The organism is Streptomyces sp. NPDC044044, assembly GCF_056434405.1.
The window spans coordinates 18,889-37,420 of sequence record NZ_JBWKFG010000010.1 but is presented as its reverse complement, the minus strand read 5'-3'; the positions used below and the strand labels follow the sequence as shown (position 1 = coordinate 37,420).

The 18,532-nt window shown below is 69.4% G+C and carries 20 protein-coding genes; 11 read left to right on the top strand and 9 right to left on the bottom strand.

The window, feature by feature from the left end; genetic code table 11:
- Positions 1-11: 11 nt before the first annotated feature.
- The 3 genes from AC07AG_RS33695 to AC07AG_RS33685 form a co-directional block, all read right to left on the bottom strand.
- Positions 12-569: a hypothetical protein gene (locus AC07AG_RS33695; RefSeq protein WP_478760026.1), complete on the bottom strand. Its 558-nt coding sequence runs from the start codon at positions 567-569 to the stop codon at positions 12-14.
- Between the two features lie 69 nt (positions 570-638).
- A complete protein-coding gene (locus AC07AG_RS33690) occupies positions 639-2,225 on the bottom strand; it encodes a S8 family peptidase (RefSeq protein WP_478760024.1) in 1,587 nt (528 codons plus the stop codon).
- A 14-nt stretch (positions 2,226-2,239) separates the two neighbouring features.
- Positions 2,240-3,775, bottom strand: a complete 1,536-nt coding sequence (locus tag AC07AG_RS33685) for a S8 family serine peptidase (RefSeq protein ID WP_478760023.1) — start codon at positions 3,773-3,775, stop codon at positions 2,240-2,242.
- A gap of 328 nt (positions 3,776-4,103) precedes the next feature.
- Between AC07AG_RS33685 and AC07AG_RS33680 the strand changes: the two genes are divergently transcribed.
- The 3 genes from AC07AG_RS33680 to moaA all read left to right on the top strand — a co-directional run bounded on the left by AC07AG_RS33680 (position 4,104) and on the right by moaA (position 7,281).
- Positions 4,104-4,472: a DUF485 domain-containing protein gene (locus AC07AG_RS33680; RefSeq protein WP_249590740.1), complete on the top strand. Its 369-nt coding sequence runs from the start codon at positions 4,104-4,106 to the stop codon at positions 4,470-4,472.
- Entirely contained in the window at positions 4,469-6,103 is a 1,635-nt protein-coding gene (locus AC07AG_RS33675) for a solute symporter family protein (protein WP_478760021.1), read from the top strand. Before AC07AG_RS33680 ends, AC07AG_RS33675 begins: the two co-directional genes overlap by 4 nt.
- Positions 6,104-6,273: 170 nt before the next feature.
- The gene (moaA, locus tag AC07AG_RS33670; protein WP_478760019.1) at positions 6,274-7,281 is read left to right on the top strand and encodes a GTP 3',8-cyclase MoaA; all 1,008 of its coding nucleotides are present in this window, start codon (positions 6,274-6,276) and stop codon (positions 7,279-7,281) included.
- On the opposite strand, the gene AC07AG_RS33665 is transcribed toward moaA, so the two are convergent.
- Together AC07AG_RS33665 and AC07AG_RS33660 are read right to left on the bottom strand one after the other, a co-directional pair.
- Positions 7,278-7,493, bottom strand: a complete 216-nt coding sequence (locus AC07AG_RS33665; RefSeq protein WP_478760018.1) for a hypothetical protein — start codon at positions 7,491-7,493, stop codon at positions 7,278-7,280. The genes moaA and AC07AG_RS33665 overlap by 4 nt on opposite strands.
- 189 nt (positions 7,494-7,682) lie before the next feature.
- A complete protein-coding gene (locus AC07AG_RS33660; RefSeq protein ID WP_478760016.1) occupies positions 7,683-8,072 on the bottom strand; it encodes a DUF3099 domain-containing protein in 390 nt (129 codons plus the stop codon).
- 215 nt (positions 8,073-8,287) lie between these two features.
- On the opposite strand from AC07AG_RS33660, the gene AC07AG_RS33655 reads away from it, so the two are divergent.
- The gene (locus tag AC07AG_RS33655; protein WP_351161794.1) at positions 8,288-8,563 is read left to right on the top strand and encodes a GlsB/YeaQ/YmgE family stress response membrane protein; all 276 of its coding nucleotides are present in this window, start codon (positions 8,288-8,290) and stop codon (positions 8,561-8,563) included.
- A 75-nt stretch (positions 8,564-8,638) separates the two neighbouring features.
- Here the strand turns inward: AC07AG_RS33655 and tyrS are convergent, their stop codons facing one another.
- The 3 genes from tyrS to AC07AG_RS33640 form a co-directional block, all read right to left on the bottom strand.
- On the bottom strand, positions 8,639-9,907 hold the full coding sequence (tyrS, locus tag AC07AG_RS33650; protein ID WP_249590746.1) for a tyrosine--tRNA ligase: 1,269 nt from the start codon (positions 9,905-9,907) through the stop codon (positions 8,639-8,641).
- Between the two features lie 74 nt (positions 9,908-9,981).
- The gene (locus tag AC07AG_RS33645) at positions 9,982-11,394 is read right to left on the bottom strand and encodes a metallopeptidase TldD-related protein (protein ID WP_478760014.1); all 1,413 of its coding nucleotides are present in this window, start codon (positions 11,392-11,394) and stop codon (positions 9,982-9,984) included.
- Positions 11,391-12,914 carry a TldD/PmbA family protein gene (locus AC07AG_RS33640; protein WP_478760012.1) on the bottom strand — a complete coding sequence of 508 codons (1,524 nt, stop codon included), beginning with the start codon at positions 12,912-12,914 and terminating at the stop codon, positions 11,391-11,393. The genes AC07AG_RS33645 and AC07AG_RS33640 overlap by 4 nt, the downstream gene beginning before the upstream one ends.
- Positions 12,915-13,099: 185 nt before the next feature.
- On the opposite strand from AC07AG_RS33640, the gene fabG reads away from it, so the two are divergent.
- The 3 genes from fabG (at position 13,100) to AC07AG_RS33625 (ending at position 15,057) form a co-directional block, all read left to right on the top strand.
- A complete protein-coding gene (gene fabG / locus AC07AG_RS33635; protein ID WP_478760010.1) occupies positions 13,100-13,819 on the top strand; it encodes a 3-oxoacyl-[acyl-carrier-protein] reductase in 720 nt (239 codons plus the stop codon).
- Positions 13,820-13,824: 5 nt separating this feature from the next.
- Entirely contained in the window at positions 13,825-14,586 is a 762-nt protein-coding gene (fabI, locus tag AC07AG_RS33630; protein ID WP_249590752.1) for an enoyl-ACP reductase FabI, read from the top strand.
- Between the two features lie 135 nt (positions 14,587-14,721).
- Positions 14,722-15,057, top strand: coding sequence for a hypothetical protein (locus tag AC07AG_RS33625; protein ID WP_478760008.1), 336 nt, complete (start codon positions 14,722-14,724; stop codon positions 15,055-15,057).
- A 3-nt stretch (positions 15,058-15,060) separates the two neighbouring features.
- Here the strand turns inward: AC07AG_RS33625 and AC07AG_RS33620 are convergent, their stop codons facing one another.
- Positions 15,061-15,753 (bottom strand): FadR/GntR family transcriptional regulator, encoded by a 693-nt coding sequence (locus tag AC07AG_RS33620; protein WP_478760006.1) that lies wholly within the window; start codon positions 15,751-15,753, stop codon positions 15,061-15,063.
- A 125-nt stretch (positions 15,754-15,878) separates the two neighbouring features.
- On the opposite strand from AC07AG_RS33620, the gene AC07AG_RS33615 reads away from it, so the two are divergent.
- From AC07AG_RS33615 to AC07AG_RS33600, 4 genes are all read left to right on the top strand, one after another.
- The gene (locus tag AC07AG_RS33615) at positions 15,879-17,183 is read left to right on the top strand and encodes a CynX/NimT family MFS transporter (RefSeq protein ID WP_478760005.1); all 1,305 of its coding nucleotides are present in this window, start codon (positions 15,879-15,881) and stop codon (positions 17,181-17,183) included.
- A 180-nt stretch (positions 17,184-17,363) separates the two neighbouring features.
- Entirely contained in the window at positions 17,364-17,480 is a 117-nt protein-coding gene (locus AC07AG_RS33610; protein WP_478760003.1) for an SGM_5486 family transporter-associated protein, read from the top strand.
- Positions 17,481-17,648: 168 nt separating this feature from the next.
- Positions 17,649-17,873, top strand: a complete 225-nt coding sequence (locus AC07AG_RS33605; protein WP_478760002.1) for a hypothetical protein — start codon at positions 17,649-17,651, stop codon at positions 17,871-17,873.
- Between the two features lie 88 nt (positions 17,874-17,961).
- The gene (locus AC07AG_RS33600) at positions 17,962-18,480 is read left to right on the top strand and encodes a SixA phosphatase family protein (protein ID WP_478760000.1); all 519 of its coding nucleotides are present in this window, start codon (positions 17,962-17,964) and stop codon (positions 18,478-18,480) included.
- The last annotated feature ends 52 nt before the right edge of the window (positions 18,481-18,532 follow it).

Sequence of the window (18,532 nt, the reverse complement as noted above, 5' to 3'; positions counted from 1 at the left end):
CGGTGACTGCGTCATGCCGACGGCTCGGTGGCTGCGGCCGCCCACCCCAGCTTGATCTCCTTCTCCGGCTCGGAGGGCTGCAGGTCCCATCCCAGCGGGGTCGCGGTCCGCACCACGTAGGAGCCGCCGACACCGCGGTAGAACCGCAGCGGGACCACGCACTCCTTGGGCAGCTCCGGGGTCTTGGGGTCCTTCGGGGCCGACAGCTTCTTCGTCCACTTGTCGAGGTGCTTGTCGACCCGCGCGCGGTAGAAGTCGGCGTCCCCTTCGTGCCGCAGCTCCGGCCAGGTCACGGCCCACAGCGGCCACAGCTCCATGCGGCCGAGGGTCGCGTCCATGACCTTCTCGAAGCCGCGCTCGTAGCCGGGAATGATGTACGTGAAGATCTCGGTGATCATCGCGATGCCGATGAGGACGATCGCGAACGCCAGCCACAGCACCCACCACACGGGCAGCACGATCACGGTGGCGATGAACTGGAGCGCCAGCTGCCAGGTGGGCCGGGCGGGCCTGGGCACCCAGCTGTCCGTGTCGACGGAGCCGAATGCGGGGTTCCGATACTCATACATGGGACGAGATCCTCTCGCGAAGGGCCGGGCGGCATGCAACCGCCCGGCCCGGCTCGCCTTGCGAACCCGCTACTTCCGTACGGCGTCGAGGGCGTCGATCATGCCCACGCCGTAGAAGCCGTTCTTGTTCTTGCCGCCCGCGCACACCGCGTCGATCTTGCCGTCGCCGTCGATGTCGTACGGATCGGTGCACTTCATGGCGTCGGCCTCACCGTAGAGCAGCGCCTTCACCGTGGCCGAAGACGCGTGCGGATGGGCCGACTTGACGAGCGCGGCCACGCCCGCGGCGTGCGGTGACGCCATCGACGTACCCGCCTTGTAGCCGAACTTGCCGCCCGGGAGCGTCGACAGGATGCGGCCGTCCGTGGCCGGTGCGTCCGGCGTCTGGAACTTGGTGGAGTCGCCGCCCGGCGCCGCGATGTCGACGACGCCGTTGCCGTAGTTCGAGTACGAGGACTTGATGCCCTTCGCGCCCGTGGCCGAGACGGTCACGACACCCGGAAGCTGCGACGGCAGGTCGAGGCAGTCCGCGGTCTTGATCGTCCGGGGCACCGGGGTGGTGTCGTCCGGGCTCGAGTCGTCGACGATCTCGTCCTGCGCGAGGTCCGTCTCGGCGTTTCCGGCCGCCGCGACGTTCACCGCGCCCTTGCGCTCCGCGTACCGGGTGGCCCGCCCGACGGCGTCGACCAGGGCCTTCTGGTCGGCGTCCGTCTTGCAGTTGAACAGCCACGGGTCGGTGTAGTAGCTGGAGTTGGTGACGTCCACGCCGTGGTCGGCCGCCCACATGAAGCCGCAGACCACGGCCTCCGTGTAGTACATGCCGGTCGCCGGCTCGGCCACCTTCAGGCTCGCCACCTTCACGCCGGGAGCGACACCGGTGACGCCGGTGCCGTTCTTCGCGGCGGCGATCGTGCCCGCCACGTGCATGCCGTGGTCGCTCTCCCCGGACACCGGACGCCACGCGCTGTCCTTCTGCACGGGCACGCCGCCCAGGCAGCTCGCGGACGCCTTCGCGTCGAAGTTCGGCGCGATGTCCGGGTGCGTGTCGTCCACGCCGGAGTCCAGGACGCCGACGGTGACCCTGGAGCTGCCCAGCGACACCTTGTGGGCCTTGTCCGCCTTGATGGCCGGCAGGTCCCACTGGAGCGGCTCCAGCTCGTCCTGACCCGCGCCCGCCTGCCCGGCCGCCTTCTTGGCCTCGGCGGCGGTCAGCGGCCGGTCGGCCTCAAGGGCGTCGTCGGACTGCGCGGACAGCGGCGCGGTGCGGGTGGCCCCCGCCGACGCGACGCCCTTCACCTTGCGGATCTTCTCGGCGAAGTCCGCGTCCGACGCGTGGACGACGATCACGCCGATCCTGTCGTACGCGATGACGACCTTGCCGCCCGCCTTGGTGATGGCCTTCTTCACGTACGCCGACGTCTTGCCGGACGGTGAACCGCCGTGCCCGGAGCGGACGTTGACGACATAGCTCATCGACGTGCCGTCCGCGAGCGCCGTGTCCAGGGCGGACACGGCGGACGACACCGGGCCGCCCGGCCGGGAAGCGGCGTCCGGCTGGGCCGACGCCGTGCCCGGCAGGAAGGCGACGGCCGAGGCCACCGCCATGCCGAGCGGAAGTGCGAGCACGCGCCGGGAGCGCGTGAAAGGTGCGGTCATGGTGTGGGTCCCCATCACTTCTTCACGGCGTCGAGCGCGTCGACGATCCCGCTGCCGTAGAAGCCGTTCTTGTTCTTGCCGCCCTCGCAGACCGCGTCGACCTTGCCGTCACCGTCCGGGTCGTACGGCTCCGTCGGGCAGCCCGGGTTGTCGGCCTGCTTCTTGAGCAGCCGCTGGATCTCGGCGGGGCTCGCCTTGGGGTGCGTCGACTTCAGGAGCGCGGCCACGCCCGCGGCGTGCGGCGATGCCATCGAGGTGCCCTGCAGCCAGCCGTACTGGTTGCCCGGCATCGTGGAGAGGATGCGGCCGTTCTTCGACGGGGTGTCCGCCGGGATCTGGCGGGCGTCGCCACCGGGGGCCGCGACGTCGATGACGCCCTTGCCGTACGTGGAGTAGTACGACTTGAGGTTCTGCACGCCCGTCGCGCTGACCGTGACCACACCCGGCAGCTGCGTCGGGATGTCGAAGCACTCGGACGGGTCGATGGTGCGCGGCACCGGCGTCGAGTCGTCGGGGCTCGAGTCGTCCAGGATCTCGTCGGAGGCGAGGTCGTGGTTGGAGTTGCCCGCCGATGCGAGGTTCAGGGTGCCCTTCTTCTGGGCGTACAGCTGGGCGCGGTTGACCGCGTCGACGATGGCCCGCTGGTCCGGGTCGTCCATGCAGTTGTAGAGCCACGGGTCCACGTAGTAGCTGTTGTTCGTGACCTCGATGCCCTTGTCGGCGGCGAACACGAAGGCACAGACGACGCTCTCCGGGTAGAACAGCTCGCTGACCGGGTCGGCCACCTTGATGCCCGCGACCTTCACGCCGGGCGCGACACCCGCGACGCCCACGCCGTTGCGCGCGGCGGCTATCTCGCCCGCGACATGCGTGCCGTGGTAGTGGTCCGGCTTCTCCGGGCGCCAGGCGCCGGGAGAGGTGTCCGCCTTGCCGCCGACGCAGCTCGCCGACTGCGAGGCCGAGAAGCTGGGCGCGAGGTCCGGGTGGGTGTCGTCGACTCCGGTGTCGATGACGCCGACGGTGACCTTCTTGCTGCCCGGGTTGATCTTCGCTGCCTTGTCGGCGCCTATCGCGCGCAGATCCCACTGGTCGGCCTCGAGCGGCTCGGCGCCCGAATCGGCCTGCGCCTTGAGCGACTTGGCCTCGGCCTTCGACAGGAGGGTCGGGGCGCCCTCCTCCGTCGTGCCCGCAGCGGTCAGGGGCGAGGTGCGGGTCGCGCCCGCGGACTGGACCCCCTTGACCTTGCGCAGCTGCTTGCCGAAGTCGGGGTTGGCCGAGTGCGCGACGATGACGCCGATCTTCGGGTACGCGACGACGACGGAGCCGTCAGCCCTGGCGATCGCCTTCTTGACGTACGCGATCGTCTTGGAGTCCGTGCGGGTGTTGACGACATACGCGAGCTTGGGGGCCTCGGCCTTCGCCGACGCGGTGGCGGGTGCGTCGGCGGGGACCGCGGTCGCGACACCCGGGGCGAAGCCGACCGACGCCGCGAGCGCTATGCCCAGGGGCACGGTGAGCGCGATGCGACGTCTGGAACGCAGATGAGCCATGGGATCTCCACATCATCCGGATACGTGAACTGCCCGAACACAACTTGTGATCGGGCAGGTACATGACGGGTCGTTCAGGGTGAAGCTATCCCCCGAACTCCCAGGCCAGCAATGGATTCCGGAAGAAAGCAGTGCGTCTCGCCGCGCCGGACGTGCCGCCGTGACGTTGAACAAGTAACCGAAGCAACATCGACCCCTGTCGGATCACGTCCTGTGGCCTTAGCATCGCCATCCGTGGCTCACGTGATCCGCGTCACTGCCGGACCGAAGAGAGTCAATGGATCAGCTGTCCGTCCCCACCGCACCCGCACCACGAGGAGAAGACTCCGTGGCCCCCGATGCATCCCCACCGTCCAAGGACGGAGAAGCCCCCGCTCCCCATGCGCCGTCCACGGAAGAATTCCTCCAGGAGCAAGCGAGCCCCGAGTTCGGTGAACTCCGCAAGGCGCACCGCTCCTTCGCCTTCCCGCTGACCGTCGCCTTCATCGTCTGGTACCTGGCGTACGTCCTGCTCTCGAACTACGCGGGCGACTTCATGGGCACCAAGCTGTTCGGCAACATCAATGTCGCCCTCGTCCTCGGTCTCGCGCAGTTCCTGACCACGTTCCTCATCGCCTGGTTCTACTCGCGCCACGCCGCCGCGAAGCTCGACCCCAAGGCCGAGGCCATCAAGTCCCGTATGGAGGGCGGCGCATGAGCCCCGCGCTGAACACCACAGTCCTGGCCGCGACGTCCGACGCCTCCGAGCACCGGGCGCTGATCATCAGCCTCTTCGCGGCCTTCGTCGTCGCGACCCTCTTCATCACCGTCTGGGCCGGTCGCCAGACCAAGAGCGCCGCCGACTTCTACGCGGGCGGCCGCCAGTTCACCGGCTTCCAGAACGGCCTGGCGATCTCCGGCGACTACATGTCCGCCGCGTCCTTCCTCGGCATCGCGGGCGCCATCGCGCTCTTCGGGTACGACGGCTTCCTCTACTCCATCGGCTTCCTGGTCGCCTGGCTGGTGGCGCTCCTCCTGGTCGCCGAGCCGCTGCGCAACTCCGGCCGCTACACGATGGGCGACGTCCTGGCCTATCGCATGCGCCAGCGTCCGGTGCGCACCGCCGCGGGCACCTCGACGATCGTCGTCTCGATCTTCTACCTGCTCGCGCAGATGGCGGGCGCCGGTGTCCTGGTCTCGCTGCTGCTCGGCATCACCAGCGACGCGGGCAAGATCCTGATCGTCGCCCTCGTCGGCGTCCTGATGATCGTCTACGTCACCATCGGCGGCATGAAGGGCACCACGTGGGTGCAGATGGTCAAGGCCGTGCTGCTCATCGCGGGCACCGTCCTGATCACCTTCCTGATCCTCCTGAAGTTCAACTTCAACGTCTCCGACCTGCTCGGCACCGCCGCCTCCAACAGCGGCAAGGGCTCGGCCTTCCTGGAGCCCGGTCTCAAGTACGGCGTGAGCGGCACCTCGAAGCTGGACTTCATCTCGCTCGGCATCGCCCTGGTGCTCGGCACGGCGGGACTGCCGCACATCCTGATCCGCTTCTACACCGTGCCGACCTCCAAGGCCGCGCGTAAGTCCGTGAACTGGGCGATCGGCATCATCGGGTCCTTCTACCTGATGACGATCGTCCTCGGCTTCGGCGCCGCCGCCCTGCTCAAGCCCGGCGACATCATCGCCTCGAACAAGGCGGGCAACACCGCGGCGCCGCTCGCCGCCCTGGAGATCGGCGGCGGTGGCGACTCCACCGGCGGCGCGCTCCTGCTCGCCGTGATCTCGGCGGTCGCCTTCGCCACGATCCTCGCGGTCGTCGCCGGTCTGACCCTCGCCTCGTCCTCGTCGTTCGCGCACGACATCTACGCCAACGTCATCAAGAAGGGCAAGGCCACCGAGAAGGAGGAGATGAAGGCCGCTCGCTGGTCGACCGTCTTCATCGGCATCGTCTCCATCGCGCTCGGCGCCCTGGCCCGTGACCTCAACGTGGCGGGCCTGGTCGCCCTCGCCTTCGCCGTCGCGGCCTCCGCGAACCTGCCGACGATCCTCTACAGCCTCTTCTGGAAGCGGTTCACCACGCAGGGCGCGCTCTGGTCCATCTACGGCGGACTCGTGGCCGCGGTCGGCCTGGTGCTGTTCTCGCCGGTCGTCTCGGGCAAGCCCACCTCGATGTTCCCCGACGCGAACTTCGACTTCTTCCCGCTGGAGAACCCGGGCCTGATCTCCATCCCGCTGGGCTTCCTGCTCGGCTGGCTCGGCACGCTGCTGTCGAAGGAGGAGCCCGACAAGGGCAAGTACGCGGAGCTGGAGGTACGGTCCCTCACGGGAACCGGAGCCCACTGATCCCCTCTGAATGAGCAGGTCAGCGGCCGCGTCGTAGATCGTTGGTAGATCTCTACGACGCGGCCGCACCGCTCCTCGTGGGATCGGGCCCCCGTCGATGTCGGTCCCGTCACGTAGGCTCGTGGTATCTGAACCGGACAGGCTGAATCAGGATCAGGGAGGGGGCCCACGTGCTCATCGACACTTATGGCCGAGTGGCCACCGATCTGCGGGTTTCGCTGACCGACAAGTGCAACCTGCGGTGCACGTACTGCATGCCCGAAGAAGGCCTGCAGTGGCTGTCCAAGTCCGAGCTCCTCAGCGACGACGAGATCGTGCGTCTCGTCCGGATCGCCGTGACACAGCTCGGCATCACCGAAGTCCGCTTCACCGGCGGCGAGCCGCTCCTGCGCCCCGGCCTGGTCGGCATCGTCGAGCGCTGCGCCCAGCTGGAGCCGCGCCCCAAGATGTCCCTGACGACGAACGGCATCGGTCTCAAGCGCACCGCCGCCGCCCTCAAGGCCGCCGGCCTGGACCGGGTCAACGTCTCCCTGGACACGCTGCGCCCCGACGTCTTCAAGACCCTCACCCGCCGCGACCGGCACAAGGACGTCCTGGACGGTCTCGGGGCGGCCCGTGACGCGGGCCTGACCCCGGTCAAGGTGAACACGGTCCTGATGCCCGGCCTGAACGACGACGAGGCCCCGGACCTCCTCGCCTGGGCCGTCGAGAACGACTACGAACTTCGTTTCATCGAGCAGATGCCGCTGGACGCCCAGCACGGCTGGAAGCGCGACGGAATGATCACCGCCGGTGACATCCTGCAGTCTCTGCGTACGCGCTTCGAGCTCACCGAAGAGGGCTCCGGCGAGCGCGGCTCCGCGCCGGCCGAGCGCTGGGTCGTGGACGGCGGGCCGCATCGCGTCGGCGTCATCGCCTCCGTCACCCGCCCGTTCTGCTCGGCCTGCGACCGCACCCGGCTCACGGCCGACGGCCAGGTCCGCACCTGCCTGTTCGCCACCGAGGAGACCGACCTGCGGGCGGCCCTGCGGGCGAACGGCGAGGACAGCGAGGCCGGTTCGGACGAGGAGATCGCGCGCATATGGAAGCTCGCGATGTGGGGCAAGAAGGCGGGCTCGGGCCTGGACGACCCGACGTTCCTGCAGCCGGAGCGCCCGATGTCGGCGATCGGCGGCTAGTCCTCCGGGGCTTCCCAGTCGGCCAGCGGCACGGTGTCCTTCAACATGCCGCGCACACCGAGGAATTGGGAGAGGTGCTCGCGGTGTTCCTCACATGCGAGCCACGTCTTGCGGCGCTCCGGAGTGTGGATCTTCGGGTTGTTCCACGCGAGCACCCACACGGCGTCGGCGCGGCAGCCCTTGGCGGAACAGATCGGTGTTTCGTCGCTCACAGATAACGTCCAAGTGCGTTCAAAACAAGGCGACGCCGAGCAGCCACGGGGGGAGCTGCCCGGCGTCGGTCTGTCGCTCCGACGGGGGATGCGGAGCGCGTACGAAGTATGTCATGGGGGACCCGCTGCCTGGCACCGGAACTACATGATTGATCTGAGCTTTTCTTGAGCTTGGCGCAACGTCGACGGTCAGTTCTGGTGGCCCGACGGAGCGTTGGGCTCGCCCCGCGCGGGGCCCGTGCCGGCTTCCGGGACGGGTTCCGCGGACTCGTCGCGCGCGAGGGGCGGCGCGAGCATCGGCCGGGACGGCGCCGGTACGAAGGTCGACGGCAGTGAAGGGGCGTTCTCCCGGCCCGCGTTGGCGATCACCACGGAGACGTACGGCAGGAGGATGCCGAGCACCAGTGCGACGAAAGCAACGTGCCGCTCGACGTTCCACAGCACCGCCGCGGCAATGACCGAAAGCGTTCGGATCGACATCGAGATCACGTACCGCCGCTGCCGGCCGCGCACGTCGTCCTCGAGTCCCTGCCGGGCCCCTGTGATCCGGAAGACCTGGGCGCCGCTCTGCTTCCGCATCACATTCCACCGCCTGCTCACAAGAAGCCGGGCACTCCCCGGCCCGGACCCGCTCCACGTTACGCCGGGGCTGCGCAGCCTTCGAGACCGGGGCAGGTTGCTTCTCGGTGTCCTGACTGCGTCATGCCACGTATGGGGGTGCCCGACATGCGCCGTATGGAGGATCGGCCGACACTGACCGTAATGCTCATGTTGAGCCGAATGAGGAGGCAGCTATGAGCTGGTTGTGGGCCATCGTCGTCGGATTCGTGCTGGGGCTGATCGCCAAGGCGATCCTGCCCGGAAAGCAGCACAGTCCGCTCTGGCTGACCACGATCTTCGGCATCATCGGCGCGATCATCGGCAACTCGCTTGCCTCTGGATTCGGCATCGATGACACCAAGGGCATCGACTGGGGCCGGCACGCCCTCCAGCTGGTGGCGGCCCTCGTCGTCGTGGGCGTCGGAGACATGGCGTACAAGATGATCAGGGGTAACAAACAGCGGGCCTGACCTGCGGGTACGCGGCATGCGAGAGGGGCCGGTCCGTGTGGGCCGGCCCCTCTCGTGCGTCTGCGGGAACGCGGGTCAGCCCGCGGTGACCTCGACCGCCGCCAGGTTCTTCTTGCCCCGGCGAAGCACCAGCCAGCGGCCGTGCAGGAGCTCGTCGCGGGACGGTACGGCGTCCTCGGAGGCGACCTTCGCGTTGTTCACGTAAGCACCGCCCTCCTTGACCGTGCGCCGGGCCGCGGACTTGCTCGCCACCAGGCCGACCTCCGCGAGGAGGTCCACCACCGGGCCGAGCTCGGCGACCTGGACACGCGGCAGCTCGGAGAGGGCCGCGCTCAATGTCGCTTCGTCGAGGTCGCCGAGCTCACCCTGGCCGAACAGCGCCTTGGACGCGGCGATGACCGCGGCGCACTGGTCGGCGCCGTGCACCAGCGTCGTCAGCTCCTCGGCGAGCGCGCGCTGGGCCGCACGGGCCTGCGGACGCTCCTCGGTGAGCTTCTCCAGCTCTTCGAGCTCCTCGCGGGACTTGAAGCTGAGGATGCGCGAGTACGTCGAGACGTCCCGGTCGTCCACGTTCAGCCAGAACTGGTAGAAGGCGTACGGCGTGGTCATCTCCGGGTCGAGCCAGACGGCGCCGCTCTCGGACTTGCCGAACTTGGTGCCGTCCGCCTTGACCATCAGCGGCGTGCCGACGGCGTGCACCGTGGCGTCCGGCTCCAGGCGGTGGATCAGGTCGATGCCCGCCGTGAGGTTGCCCCACTGGTCGCTGCCGCCGGACTGCAGCGTGCAGCCGTAGCGCCGGTAGAGCTCCAGGAAGTCCATGCCCTGCAGCAGCTGGTAGCTGAACTCCGTGTACGAGATGCCCTCCTGGGACTCCAGGCGGCGGGCCACGGAGTCCTTGGTGAGCATCTTGTTCACGCGGAAGTGCTTGCCGATGTCCCGCAGGAACTCGATCGCGGACATCCCCGCGGTCCAGTCCAGGTTGTTGACCATCAGCGCGGCGTTCTCGCCCTCGAAGGACAGGAACGGCTCGATCTGCGAGCGAAGCCGGGCCACCCAGTTCGCGATCGTCTCCGGGTCGTTCAGGGTGCGCTCGGCCGTCGGCCGCGGGTCACCGATCTGACCCGTGGCGCCGCCGACCAGCGCGAGCGGACGGTGCCCGGCCTGCTGGAGGCGGCGGACCGTGAGGACCTGCACCAGGTGTCCGACGTGCAGGCTGGCCGCGGTGGGGTCGAAGCCGCAATAGAACGTGACAGGGCCGTCCGCGAGCGCCTTGCGCAGTGCATCTTCGTCCGTGGACAGGGCGAAAAGCCCGCGCCACTTCAGCTCGTCGACGATGTCCGTCACGGTCTTGTGTCTCCTTGAGAGGCTGCTGGAAAAGCTCTGGCCGGTACCGGTTGGTACCGGCCAGTCTATGGGCGTCACACGCCTTGGCTGACCGAGCTCATGTTGAAGTCGGGGATGCGCAGGGCGGGCATCGCGGCCCTGGTGAACCAGTCGCCCCACTCCCTGGGCAGCGTCTTCTCCGTGCGCCCCGCCTCGGCGGCCCGCGAGAGCAGGTCGACCGGCGACTCGTTGAAGCGGAAGTTGTTCACCTCGCCCACGACCTCGCCGTTCTCGACGAGATAGACGCCGTCCCGGGTGAGCCCGGTGAGCAGCAGGGTGGCCGGGTCGACCTCGCGGATGTACCAGAGGCAGGTCAGGAGCAGTCCTCGCTCCGTGCTCGCGACCATCTCCTCCAGGGAGCGGTCGGTGCCGCCGTCCAGGATGAGGTTGTCGATGGCCGGGGCCACCGGCAGGCCGGTCAGGGCCGCGCTGTGCCGGGTGCTGGTCAGATGCGAGAGCTCGCCGGCGCGCATCCACTCGGTGGCGGTCAGCGGCAATCCGTTGTCGAAGACGGAGGAGTCGCCGCCGGACGCGTGCGCGAGGACGAACGGGGCGGACTCCAGGCCCGGCTCGTTCGGGTCGCTGCGCAGCGTCAGGGGCAGCTCGGCGAGCCGGTCGCCGACGCGGGTGCCCCCGCCGGGCTTGGAGAACACCGTCCGGCCCTCGGCCGCGTCCCGGGCCGACGCCGACCACAGCTGGTAGATCAGCAGGTCCGCGACCGCGGTCGGCGGCAGGATCGTCTCGTACCGCCCGGCCGGCAGGTCGATGCGCCGCTGGGCCCATCCCAGGCGCTTGGCGAGCTCGGCATCGAGCGCCGCCGGGTCGACGTCCTTGAAGTCCCGGGTCGCGCGCCCCGCCCACGCGGACTTCGTGCGGTCCGGGGACTTGGCGTTGAGCTCAAGGGTGCCGTTGGGCTGGTCGTGCCGCAGGCGCAGCCCCGTCGACGTACCGAGATAGCTCGTCGCGTGTTCGTGGTTCGCGAAGCCGTACAGCTCGCGCCCGCCCGCGCGGGCGGCGGCGAACGCCTCGCCGAGCGCGGGGGCGAAGTCCGCGAAGACCGCGGACGACGTCTCGACGGGGGCGTCCCTGAAGTCCGCGGACTCCTCGGACCCGGCCACCAGCGGCTGCGCGTCCTCGGCGGGAGCGGCCCCGCGCGCGGCGTGCTCGGCGGCGCGGACCAAGGGCTCCAGCTCGGCGGCGGTCACGGCCGAGCGGGAGACGACGCCGGATGCGGTGCCTTCCTTGCCGTCGACGGTCGCGACGACGGTGAGGGTGCGGCCGCGGGTGACGCCGTTCGTGGTCAGGGAATTGCCCGCCCAGCGCAGGTTCGCGGTCGAGTGCTCGTCGGCGATGACGACGCAGCCGTCGGCGGTGGACAGTTCGAGTGCGCGCTCGACGATCTCGTGCGGCTTGTTCATCCGGCTTGTCCGGTTCGTACGAGAGGTCATCGCCCTGCCTCCTGCGTCGTGTTGAGGATGTTGACGCCTCGGAACAGGGCCGAGGGGCAGCCGTGGGAGACCGCGGCGACCTGGCCCGGCTGGGCCTTGCCGCAGTTGAAGGCGCCGCCGAGCACGTACGTCTGCGGGCCGCCGACCGCCGCCATCGAACCCCAGAAGTCGGTGGTCGTCGCCTGGTACGCGACATCGCGCAGCTGGCCGGTGATGCGGCCGTTCTCGATGCGGTAGAAGCGCTGCCCGGTGAACTGGAAGTTGTACCTCTGCATGTCGATCGACCAGGACCGGTCGCCCACCACATAGATGCCGCGGTCGACGCCCCCGATCAGGTCCTCCGTGGAGAGCCCGCCGGGATCCGGCTGGAGCGACACGTTCGCCATCCGCTGCACCGGCACATGGCCGGGGGAGTCCGCGTAGGCGCAGCCGTTGGAGCGCTCGAAGCCGGTGAGTTTCGCGATCCGCCGGTCCAGCTGGTAGCCGACCAGGGTGCCGTCCTTCACCAGGTCCCAGGACTGCGCGGCCACGCCCTCGTCGTCGTACCCGATGGTCGACAGGCCGTGCTCGGCCGTCCTGTCGCCCGTCACATTCATGATCGACGAGCCGTACGCGAGCTTGCCGAGCTGGTCGAAGGTGGCGAACGACGTCCCCGCGTACGCCGCTTCGTAACCGAGCGCGCGATCGAGCTCGGTGGCGTGGCCGATGGACTCGTGGATGGTCAGCCAGAGGTTCGATGGGTCGACGACCAGGTCGTACGAACCGGCCTCCACGCTCGGCGCCCGCATCTTCTCGGCGAGGTGCTCGGGGATGCGGGCCAGCTCGGCGTCCCAGTCCCAGCCGGTTCCCGTGAGGTACTCCCAGCCGCGCCCGGCCGGCGGCGCGATGGTCCGCATCGAGTCGAACTCGCCGCTCGACTCGTCGACCGCGACCGCGGTGAGCTGCGGGTGGAGCCGGACCCGCTGCTGCGTGGTCACCGTCCCCGCGGTGTCCGCGTAGAACTTGTTCTCGTGCACGGTCAGCAGTGAGGCGTCGACATGCGAGACGCCGTCGGCGGCCAGGAGGCGGGAGCTCCACTCGGCGAGCAGCCCGCTCTTCTCCTCGTCCGGCACGGAGAAGGGGTCGATCTCGTACGAGGAGACCCACGTCCGGTCCGCGTGCACGGGCTCGTCGGCGAGCTCCACCCGCTCCTTGGACCCCGCCGCCTTGATGACTTTGGCCGAGAGCTTCGCCATCGCCACGGCCTGGGACGCGACCTTCGCCGCCGCGTCCATCGTCAGATCCACGCCCGACGCGAACCCCCAGGTCCCGCCGTGCACGACACGGACCGCGTACCCGAGGTCCGTGGTGTCCGACGTACCGGACGGCTTGGCGTCCCGCAGCCGCCAGGACGCGCTGCGCACCCGCTCGAAGCGGAAGTCCGCGTGGTCCGCGCCCAGGGCACGCGCGCGGGCCAGCGCGGCGTCGGCGAGAGCCCTGAGCGGCAGCGCCGTGAAGGCTTCATCGATGGAATGAGGCACGGATGTCTCCCTGCTGTCGGCACCGGTCGGTCAGATCATGTCGCGCGTGAGGGCCCGGCGGCCAGAGTTTTCTGTAGGGACCCGACAGTGAGTCCGGTAAGCCACTGTCGGTCGTCGATTCTCCGTATGGAGCACCGTACCGATAGGTTTTCGAGGTACCAGACCGCTATCGAAAGGGTGATCCGTTGAGCCGCTCGGTTCTCGTCACCGGAGGAAACCGGGGCATCGGCCTCGCCATCGCCCACGTCTTCGCCGACGCCGGTGACAAGGTCGCGATCACCTACCGCTCGGGTGAACCGCCCCAGGCCCTCACCGAGCTCGGAGTCCTCGCCGTCAAGTGCGACATCACTGACACCGAGCAGGTGGAGCAGGCCTACAAGGAGATCGAGGAGAAGCACGGCCCGGTGGAGATCCTGGTGGCGAACGCCGGGATCACCAAGGACCAGCTCCTCATGCGGATGTCCGAGGAGGACTTCACGTCCGTCCTCGACACCAACCTCACCGGCACCTTCCGTGTCGTGAAGCGCGCCAACCGCGGCATGCTGCGCGCCAAGAAGGGCCGCGTCGTGCTGATCTCCTCCGTCGTCGGCCTGATGGGCGGCCCGGGGCAGGCGAACTACGCCGCCTCCAAGGCGGGCCTGGTCGGCTTCGCGCGCTCGCTCGCCCGGGAACTCGGGTCGCGCAATCTCACTTTCAACGTCGTGGCGCCCGGTTTCGTCGACACCGACATGACCAAGGCGCTCACCGACGACCAGCGGTCGAACATCATGGCGCAGGTGCCGCTCGGCCGTTACGCGCAGCCCGAGGAGATCGCCGCCGCGGTGAAGTTCCTCGCCTCGGACGACGCCTCGTACATCACTGGAGCCGTCATCCCGGTTGACGGCGGATTGGGCATGGGTCACTGATCACCATGAGCGGAATTCTCGACGGCAAGAAGATTTTGATCACGGGCGTTCTGATGGAGTCCTCCATCGCGTTCCACGCGGCCAAGGTCGCGCAGGAGCAGGGCGCCGAGATCATCCTCACCGCCTTCCCGCGGCCCACGCTCACCGAGCGCATCGCCAGGAAGCTGCCCAAGCCCGCCAAGGTCATCGAGCTCGACGTGACCAACCAGGAGCACCTGGACCGGCTCGCGGGCCTGGTCAAGGACGAGCTCGGCGGCCTCGACGGCATCGTGCACTCCATCGGCTTCGCTCCGCAGGGCGCCTTCAACTTCCTCGAGGCGACCTTCGAGGACGTCGCGACGGCGATGCACGTCTCGGCGTTCTCGCTGAAGTCGCTCACCATGGCCTGCCGCCCCCTGATGCCGAACGGCGGCTCCGTCGTGGGGCTGACCTTCGACGCGCAGTTCGCCTGGCCGAAGTACGACTGGATGGGCCCGGCCAAGGCGGCCCTGGAGGCCACCTCGCGCTACCTCGCCCGCGACCTGGGCAAGGAGAACATCCGCTGCAACATGATCTCCGCGGGTCCGATCGGCTCCATGGCGGCCAAGTCCATCCCGGGCTTCGCCGACCTCGCGGACGTCTGGAACACCCGCTCCCCGCTGGACTGGGACATGGCCGACCCGGAGCCCGCGGGCCGCGGCATCGTCGCGCTGCTCTCGGACTTCTTCCCGAAGACCACGGGCGAGATCATCCACGTCGACGGCGGCGTGCACATGATGGGTGCCTGAGCAGGCATTACGTACGTTCCTGACGCCCCGTCCCCGCGATGAGCGGGAGGCGGGGCGTCACCCGTTCGGTCCACCGGCCAGGCGGGGCCGGGGCGCAGGCGCGCACCCTGAGGTGTGCGCCCGTCACCTCCTGCGGTGCTCGCCGCTCTCACCCTGCTGATCGCCCTGCCGTACGGCGCCGCGTCGCATGCCGTCGGAGAGGCGAAGGCTCCACGCGCGCGCGTGGAGGCCGTCGAACCGCGGCCGTTCGGCTCGGAGTGCCGCACCAGCGTCGAGGGTTCGGAAGCGGTCGTCCACTGCCACAACCCGTACCCCGAGACCGACCGGGTCCGGCTGCACGTCGAGTGCGAGCAGTGGTGGGACATCGACAGCGACGGCGTCTCCGTGGCGGCCGGGCCCGCCGAGACCGTGCGGCTCACCGGACGGTGCTGGAAAGAGATCCGGTCGGTGTGGGTCAGCCACCAGAAGTGACGGTCACGGTCGTGCGGAGTCGTCGAACAGCTCCCGGCGGCACATGAAGGGGTAGCCGGCGGCCTCCTTGGCCGCCGCCTCCGCGTCGTTCTCCCGGATCGCGTCGACGAGCCGGGCGTGATCCATGTGGCTCTCGGGGGTGAGTTCCTCGCCGATGTCCTCGCGCAGCCAGTCCACCATGACCTCGCCGAGGTCCGCGTACATCGCCGTCATCGCGTCGTTGTGGGACGCGGCCACGACGGCCAGGTGGAAGGTCGCGTCGGCCGCCACGAAGGCTTCCGCGTCACCCGATGCCCACGCCTCCTCGCGGCGCTCCAGGAGGGCGTCCAGCTGCTTGAGGTCGCGCTCCGTGCGGCGCTGTGCGGCCAGTTTCGCCGCGCTCGACTCCAGCGTGCTGCGCAGTTCCGCGATGTGCCGCGGATCCGTTTCGGCGAATCTGCGCTGCATGACGCCGGCCAGTTCGCTCGTCGCGACCACATAGGTGCCTGAGCCCTGGCGGATGTCGAGGAGGCCGTTGTGCGCGAGGGCGCGGACCGCCTCGCGGACGGTGTTGCGCGCCACGCCGAGCTGCTCGACCAGCTCAGGCTCGGTGGGGATGCGGGAGCCGACCGGCCACTCTCCCGAGGAGATCTGGTTACGCAGCTCGGCGATGACCTGTTCGGAGAGCGCCGAGCGGTGAGGGGTGGTCAGCGGCATGACGTTCCTTCGTGCGCGAGGGGAGAGACGGGACCGGAGTGGGCGGGCTGTGCGGGACGAGGTTACGGAAGATGTGACGCGATCGGATTGGACAGCCAATCATCCCATGATTCTATGATGGCCCCATGGCTAGTGAGGAAACCACGACGATGACACCGGCACAGACGACACCGATACGTACCGAAGCGGCGCACGGGGCAGCGGAGAAACAGCCCTCCACGCGCGCGTGGACGACGCGTCTGGTCATGGTCGGCATCGTCCTGGCCGCCCTCAACCTCCGTCCCGCCATCACCAGCCTCGGCTCCCTCCTCGAAGAGGTGCGTGACGGGCTCGGCATGAGCGGCACGCTCGCCGGTCTCCTCACCTCCGTCCCGCCGCTGTGCTTCGCGGTCTTCGGTGTCATGGCGCCGCGGCTCGCCCGCCGGTTCGGCCCCAGCGCCGTGGTCTGCGCGGGCATGGTCGCCATCGCCACGGGCCTGGTGATCCGCCCCTTCCTGGGTGGCACCGCGGGCTTCCTCGCTGCGAGCGCGCTCGCCCTCATGGGTATCGCGGTCAGCAACGTCCTGATGCCGGTGATCGTCAAGCGCTGGTTCCCGGACCGGGTCGGCTCGATGACCGGGCTCTACTCGATGGCGCTCGCGCTCGGCACGTCGATGGCGGCCGCCATCACGGTGCCCATGACCGATGCCATGGGCGGCAGTTGGCAGTCCGGGCTCGCGGTGTGGGCGGCGCTCGCCGTCGTCGCCGTCGTGCCGTGGGTGCCGCTCGTGCGCGACAAGAGCGCGGCGTCCGCGGCCCCGGAGCACGTCAGCTCCGAGGTGCGCAAGGAAGACGCCGGGCTGCGCATCACACGCAGCCGTACGGCGTGGGCGCTGGCCTGCTTCTTCGGGCTCCAGGCCACTGCCGCGTACATCACCATGGGCTGGATGCCGCAGATCTTCCGTGACGCGGGAGTCCCGGCGGGCGAGGCCGGTGTGCTGCTCGCCGTCACCATGGCGATGGGCGTGCCGCTGGCCTTCGTCATCCCGCGGGTCGCCACACGGCTGCCGAACCAGGGCCCCGTGGTGGTCGTGCTCGGCGCCTGCGGCCTCGCCGGATACGCGGGCCTCTACCTCGCCCCCGAGGGCGGCGCCTGGGTGTGGGCCCTGCTGCTCGGCGTCTCCAACTGCGCCTTCCCGCTGGCCCTGACCATGGTCGGCATGCGGGCCAAGAGCAGTGTGGGGGTCGCCAAGCTCTCGGCCTTCGCGCAGAGCACCGGCTACCTGATCTCGATCCCGGGGCCGCTCCTGGTGGGTGTGCTCTACCAGCACAGCGGCGGCTGGGGGCTGCCGATCGCCCTCATGGCGGGTCTGATGGTGCCGCAGATCGTGGTGGGCATCCTGGCGGGCCGCAACCGCACGGTCGAGGACGAGGTCGCCGCGGCTGCCTGACGCCCGTGCCGAATGCTTTGCTCCCGGGCAGCCGGGGCGGCGGCCGCTCCCGCATTCCGGGGGCGGCCGTCCCGCATCCCGGGGGCGGCCGTCCCGCCGCATCGGGGTCGTCCACGCCGTTCACGCCGTTCACGCAACCCCGGCGGCGAACCCTCGGACAAAGGGTGCGAGACTCTCCCCATGCCAGTGCTCGACCCGAACCCCCAGAACGGCCAGAAGAAGCTGCTCATCGTGCTCGGCACGATGCTGGCCATCACCGTCGTCATCGGAGTCATCGCCTCCATCGCCTCGCCGTGAACTGCCCCCGGCCGGGCGGATGGTGGGGCTAGCACCACCATCCCCTAGGGGGCCAGTGTCAGGGTCAAGTGGGTGGATCGCCGGATGTGCTGAGGGTCGCCGGATCCGTACCTTCGAGATGTGGCCGCGAGGACGCGGCACGGAGGACTCGAAGACCACGGAGGCGGCATGTCGGCCCGTTCGCACATCCAGCGCGACCCGGGAGCCCCCAAGGACTCTGCGAGCGTCGAGATCCAGCTCCCCTGGTGGGCCATCGCCCTTCCCGCCATCGCCTTCGCGGCCCTGCTCCTGCTGATACTGAACCCCGCCGACGCACACGCGGCGAGCGGTGATCCTGTTGTCACGCACGTACTCGAGCGCATCCAGGAGACGGTCTTCCGTACGACCCCGTGACCTGCCCCGGGTGGACGCCGTCACCCGTGCCGGGGGAGCACGCCAACTCCTTGCGCCCGCTGGCGCCTTTCATGCGAAGCTGGGATGCATGAGCGTCGCAGAACCCCGCAGGATTGTCCTTTTCCGGCATGCGAAGGCCGACTGGCCGCAGGTGTCCGACCACGAGCGCCCGCTCGCGGAGCGCGGCCGCAAGGATGCCCCCGTCGCCGGGCGCAAGCTGGCCGACAGCGGCATCCCCTTCGACCTGGCCCTCTGCTCGACCGCCGCCAGGACCCGCGAGACATGGAAGCTCGCCGTCCATGAGCTGCCGCACAGGCCCAAGACCGTCTACGAGGATCGGCTGTACGAGGCTTCGCCCGGCGAGCTGATCGCCGTGCTCAACGAAACCCCGGACGACGTGCAGAACGTCGTGCTGATCGGCCACAACCCCGGAGTGCAGGGGCTGGCCGACGTCCTCGCGGGCGACGCCGAGGGCGACGCCCGTACTCGGATGAACCGCCGCGGCTTCCCGACCTCGGCCTTCGCCGTCCTGACGTACTCCGGATCGTGGAAGGCCCTGGAGCCGGGAGTCGGCACGCTGGCCGACTACTGGGCGCCGTCCGAGTAGTCCCGACGCAGGTACGCCGATGGGCCCCGAACCGCTGCGGTTCGGGGCCCAT

What these genes read in the sequence shown, in the direction of transcription:
- AC07AG_RS33695 (WP_478760026.1), bottom strand. Translation starts at nt 569, where the DNA reads ATGTATGAGTATCGGAACCCCGCATTCGGCTCCGTCGACACGGACAGC.
- AC07AG_RS33690 (WP_478760024.1), bottom strand. Translation starts at nt 2,225, where the DNA reads ATGACCGCACCTTTCACGCGCTCCCGGCGCGTGCTCGCACTTCCGCTC.
- AC07AG_RS33685 (WP_478760023.1), bottom strand. Translation starts at nt 3,775, where the DNA reads ATGGCTCATCTGCGTTCCAGACGTCGCATCGCGCTCACCGTGCCCCTG.
- AC07AG_RS33675 (WP_478760021.1), top strand. Translation starts at nt 4,469, where the DNA reads ATGAGCCCCGCGCTGAACACCACAGTCCTGGCCGCGACGTCCGACGCC.
- AC07AG_RS33660 (WP_478760016.1), bottom strand. Translation starts at nt 8,072, where the DNA reads ATGCGGAAGCAGAGCGGCGCCCAGGTCTTCCGGATCACAGGGGCCCGG.
- AC07AG_RS33655 (WP_351161794.1), top strand. Translation starts at nt 8,288, where the DNA reads ATGAGCTGGTTGTGGGCCATCGTCGTCGGATTCGTGCTGGGGCTGATC.
- AC07AG_RS33645 (WP_478760014.1), bottom strand. Translation starts at nt 11,394, where the DNA reads ATGACCTCTCGTACGAACCGGACAAGCCGGATGAACAAGCCGCACGAG.
- fabI (WP_249590752.1), top strand. Translation starts at nt 13,825, where the DNA reads ATGAGCGGAATTCTCGACGGCAAGAAGATTTTGATCACGGGCGTTCTG.
- AC07AG_RS33620 (WP_478760006.1), bottom strand. Translation starts at nt 15,753, where the DNA reads ATGCCGCTGACCACCCCTCACCGCTCGGCGCTCTCCGAACAGGTCATC.
- AC07AG_RS33615 (WP_478760005.1), top strand. Translation starts at nt 15,879, where the DNA reads ATGGCTAGTGAGGAAACCACGACGATGACACCGGCACAGACGACACCG.
- AC07AG_RS33610 (WP_478760003.1), top strand. Translation starts at nt 17,364, where the DNA reads ATGCCAGTGCTCGACCCGAACCCCCAGAACGGCCAGAAGAAGCTGCTC.
- AC07AG_RS33605 (WP_478760002.1), top strand. Translation starts at nt 17,649, where the DNA reads ATGTCGGCCCGTTCGCACATCCAGCGCGACCCGGGAGCCCCCAAGGAC.
- AC07AG_RS33600 (WP_478760000.1), top strand. Translation starts at nt 17,962, where the DNA reads ATGAGCGTCGCAGAACCCCGCAGGATTGTCCTTTTCCGGCATGCGAAG.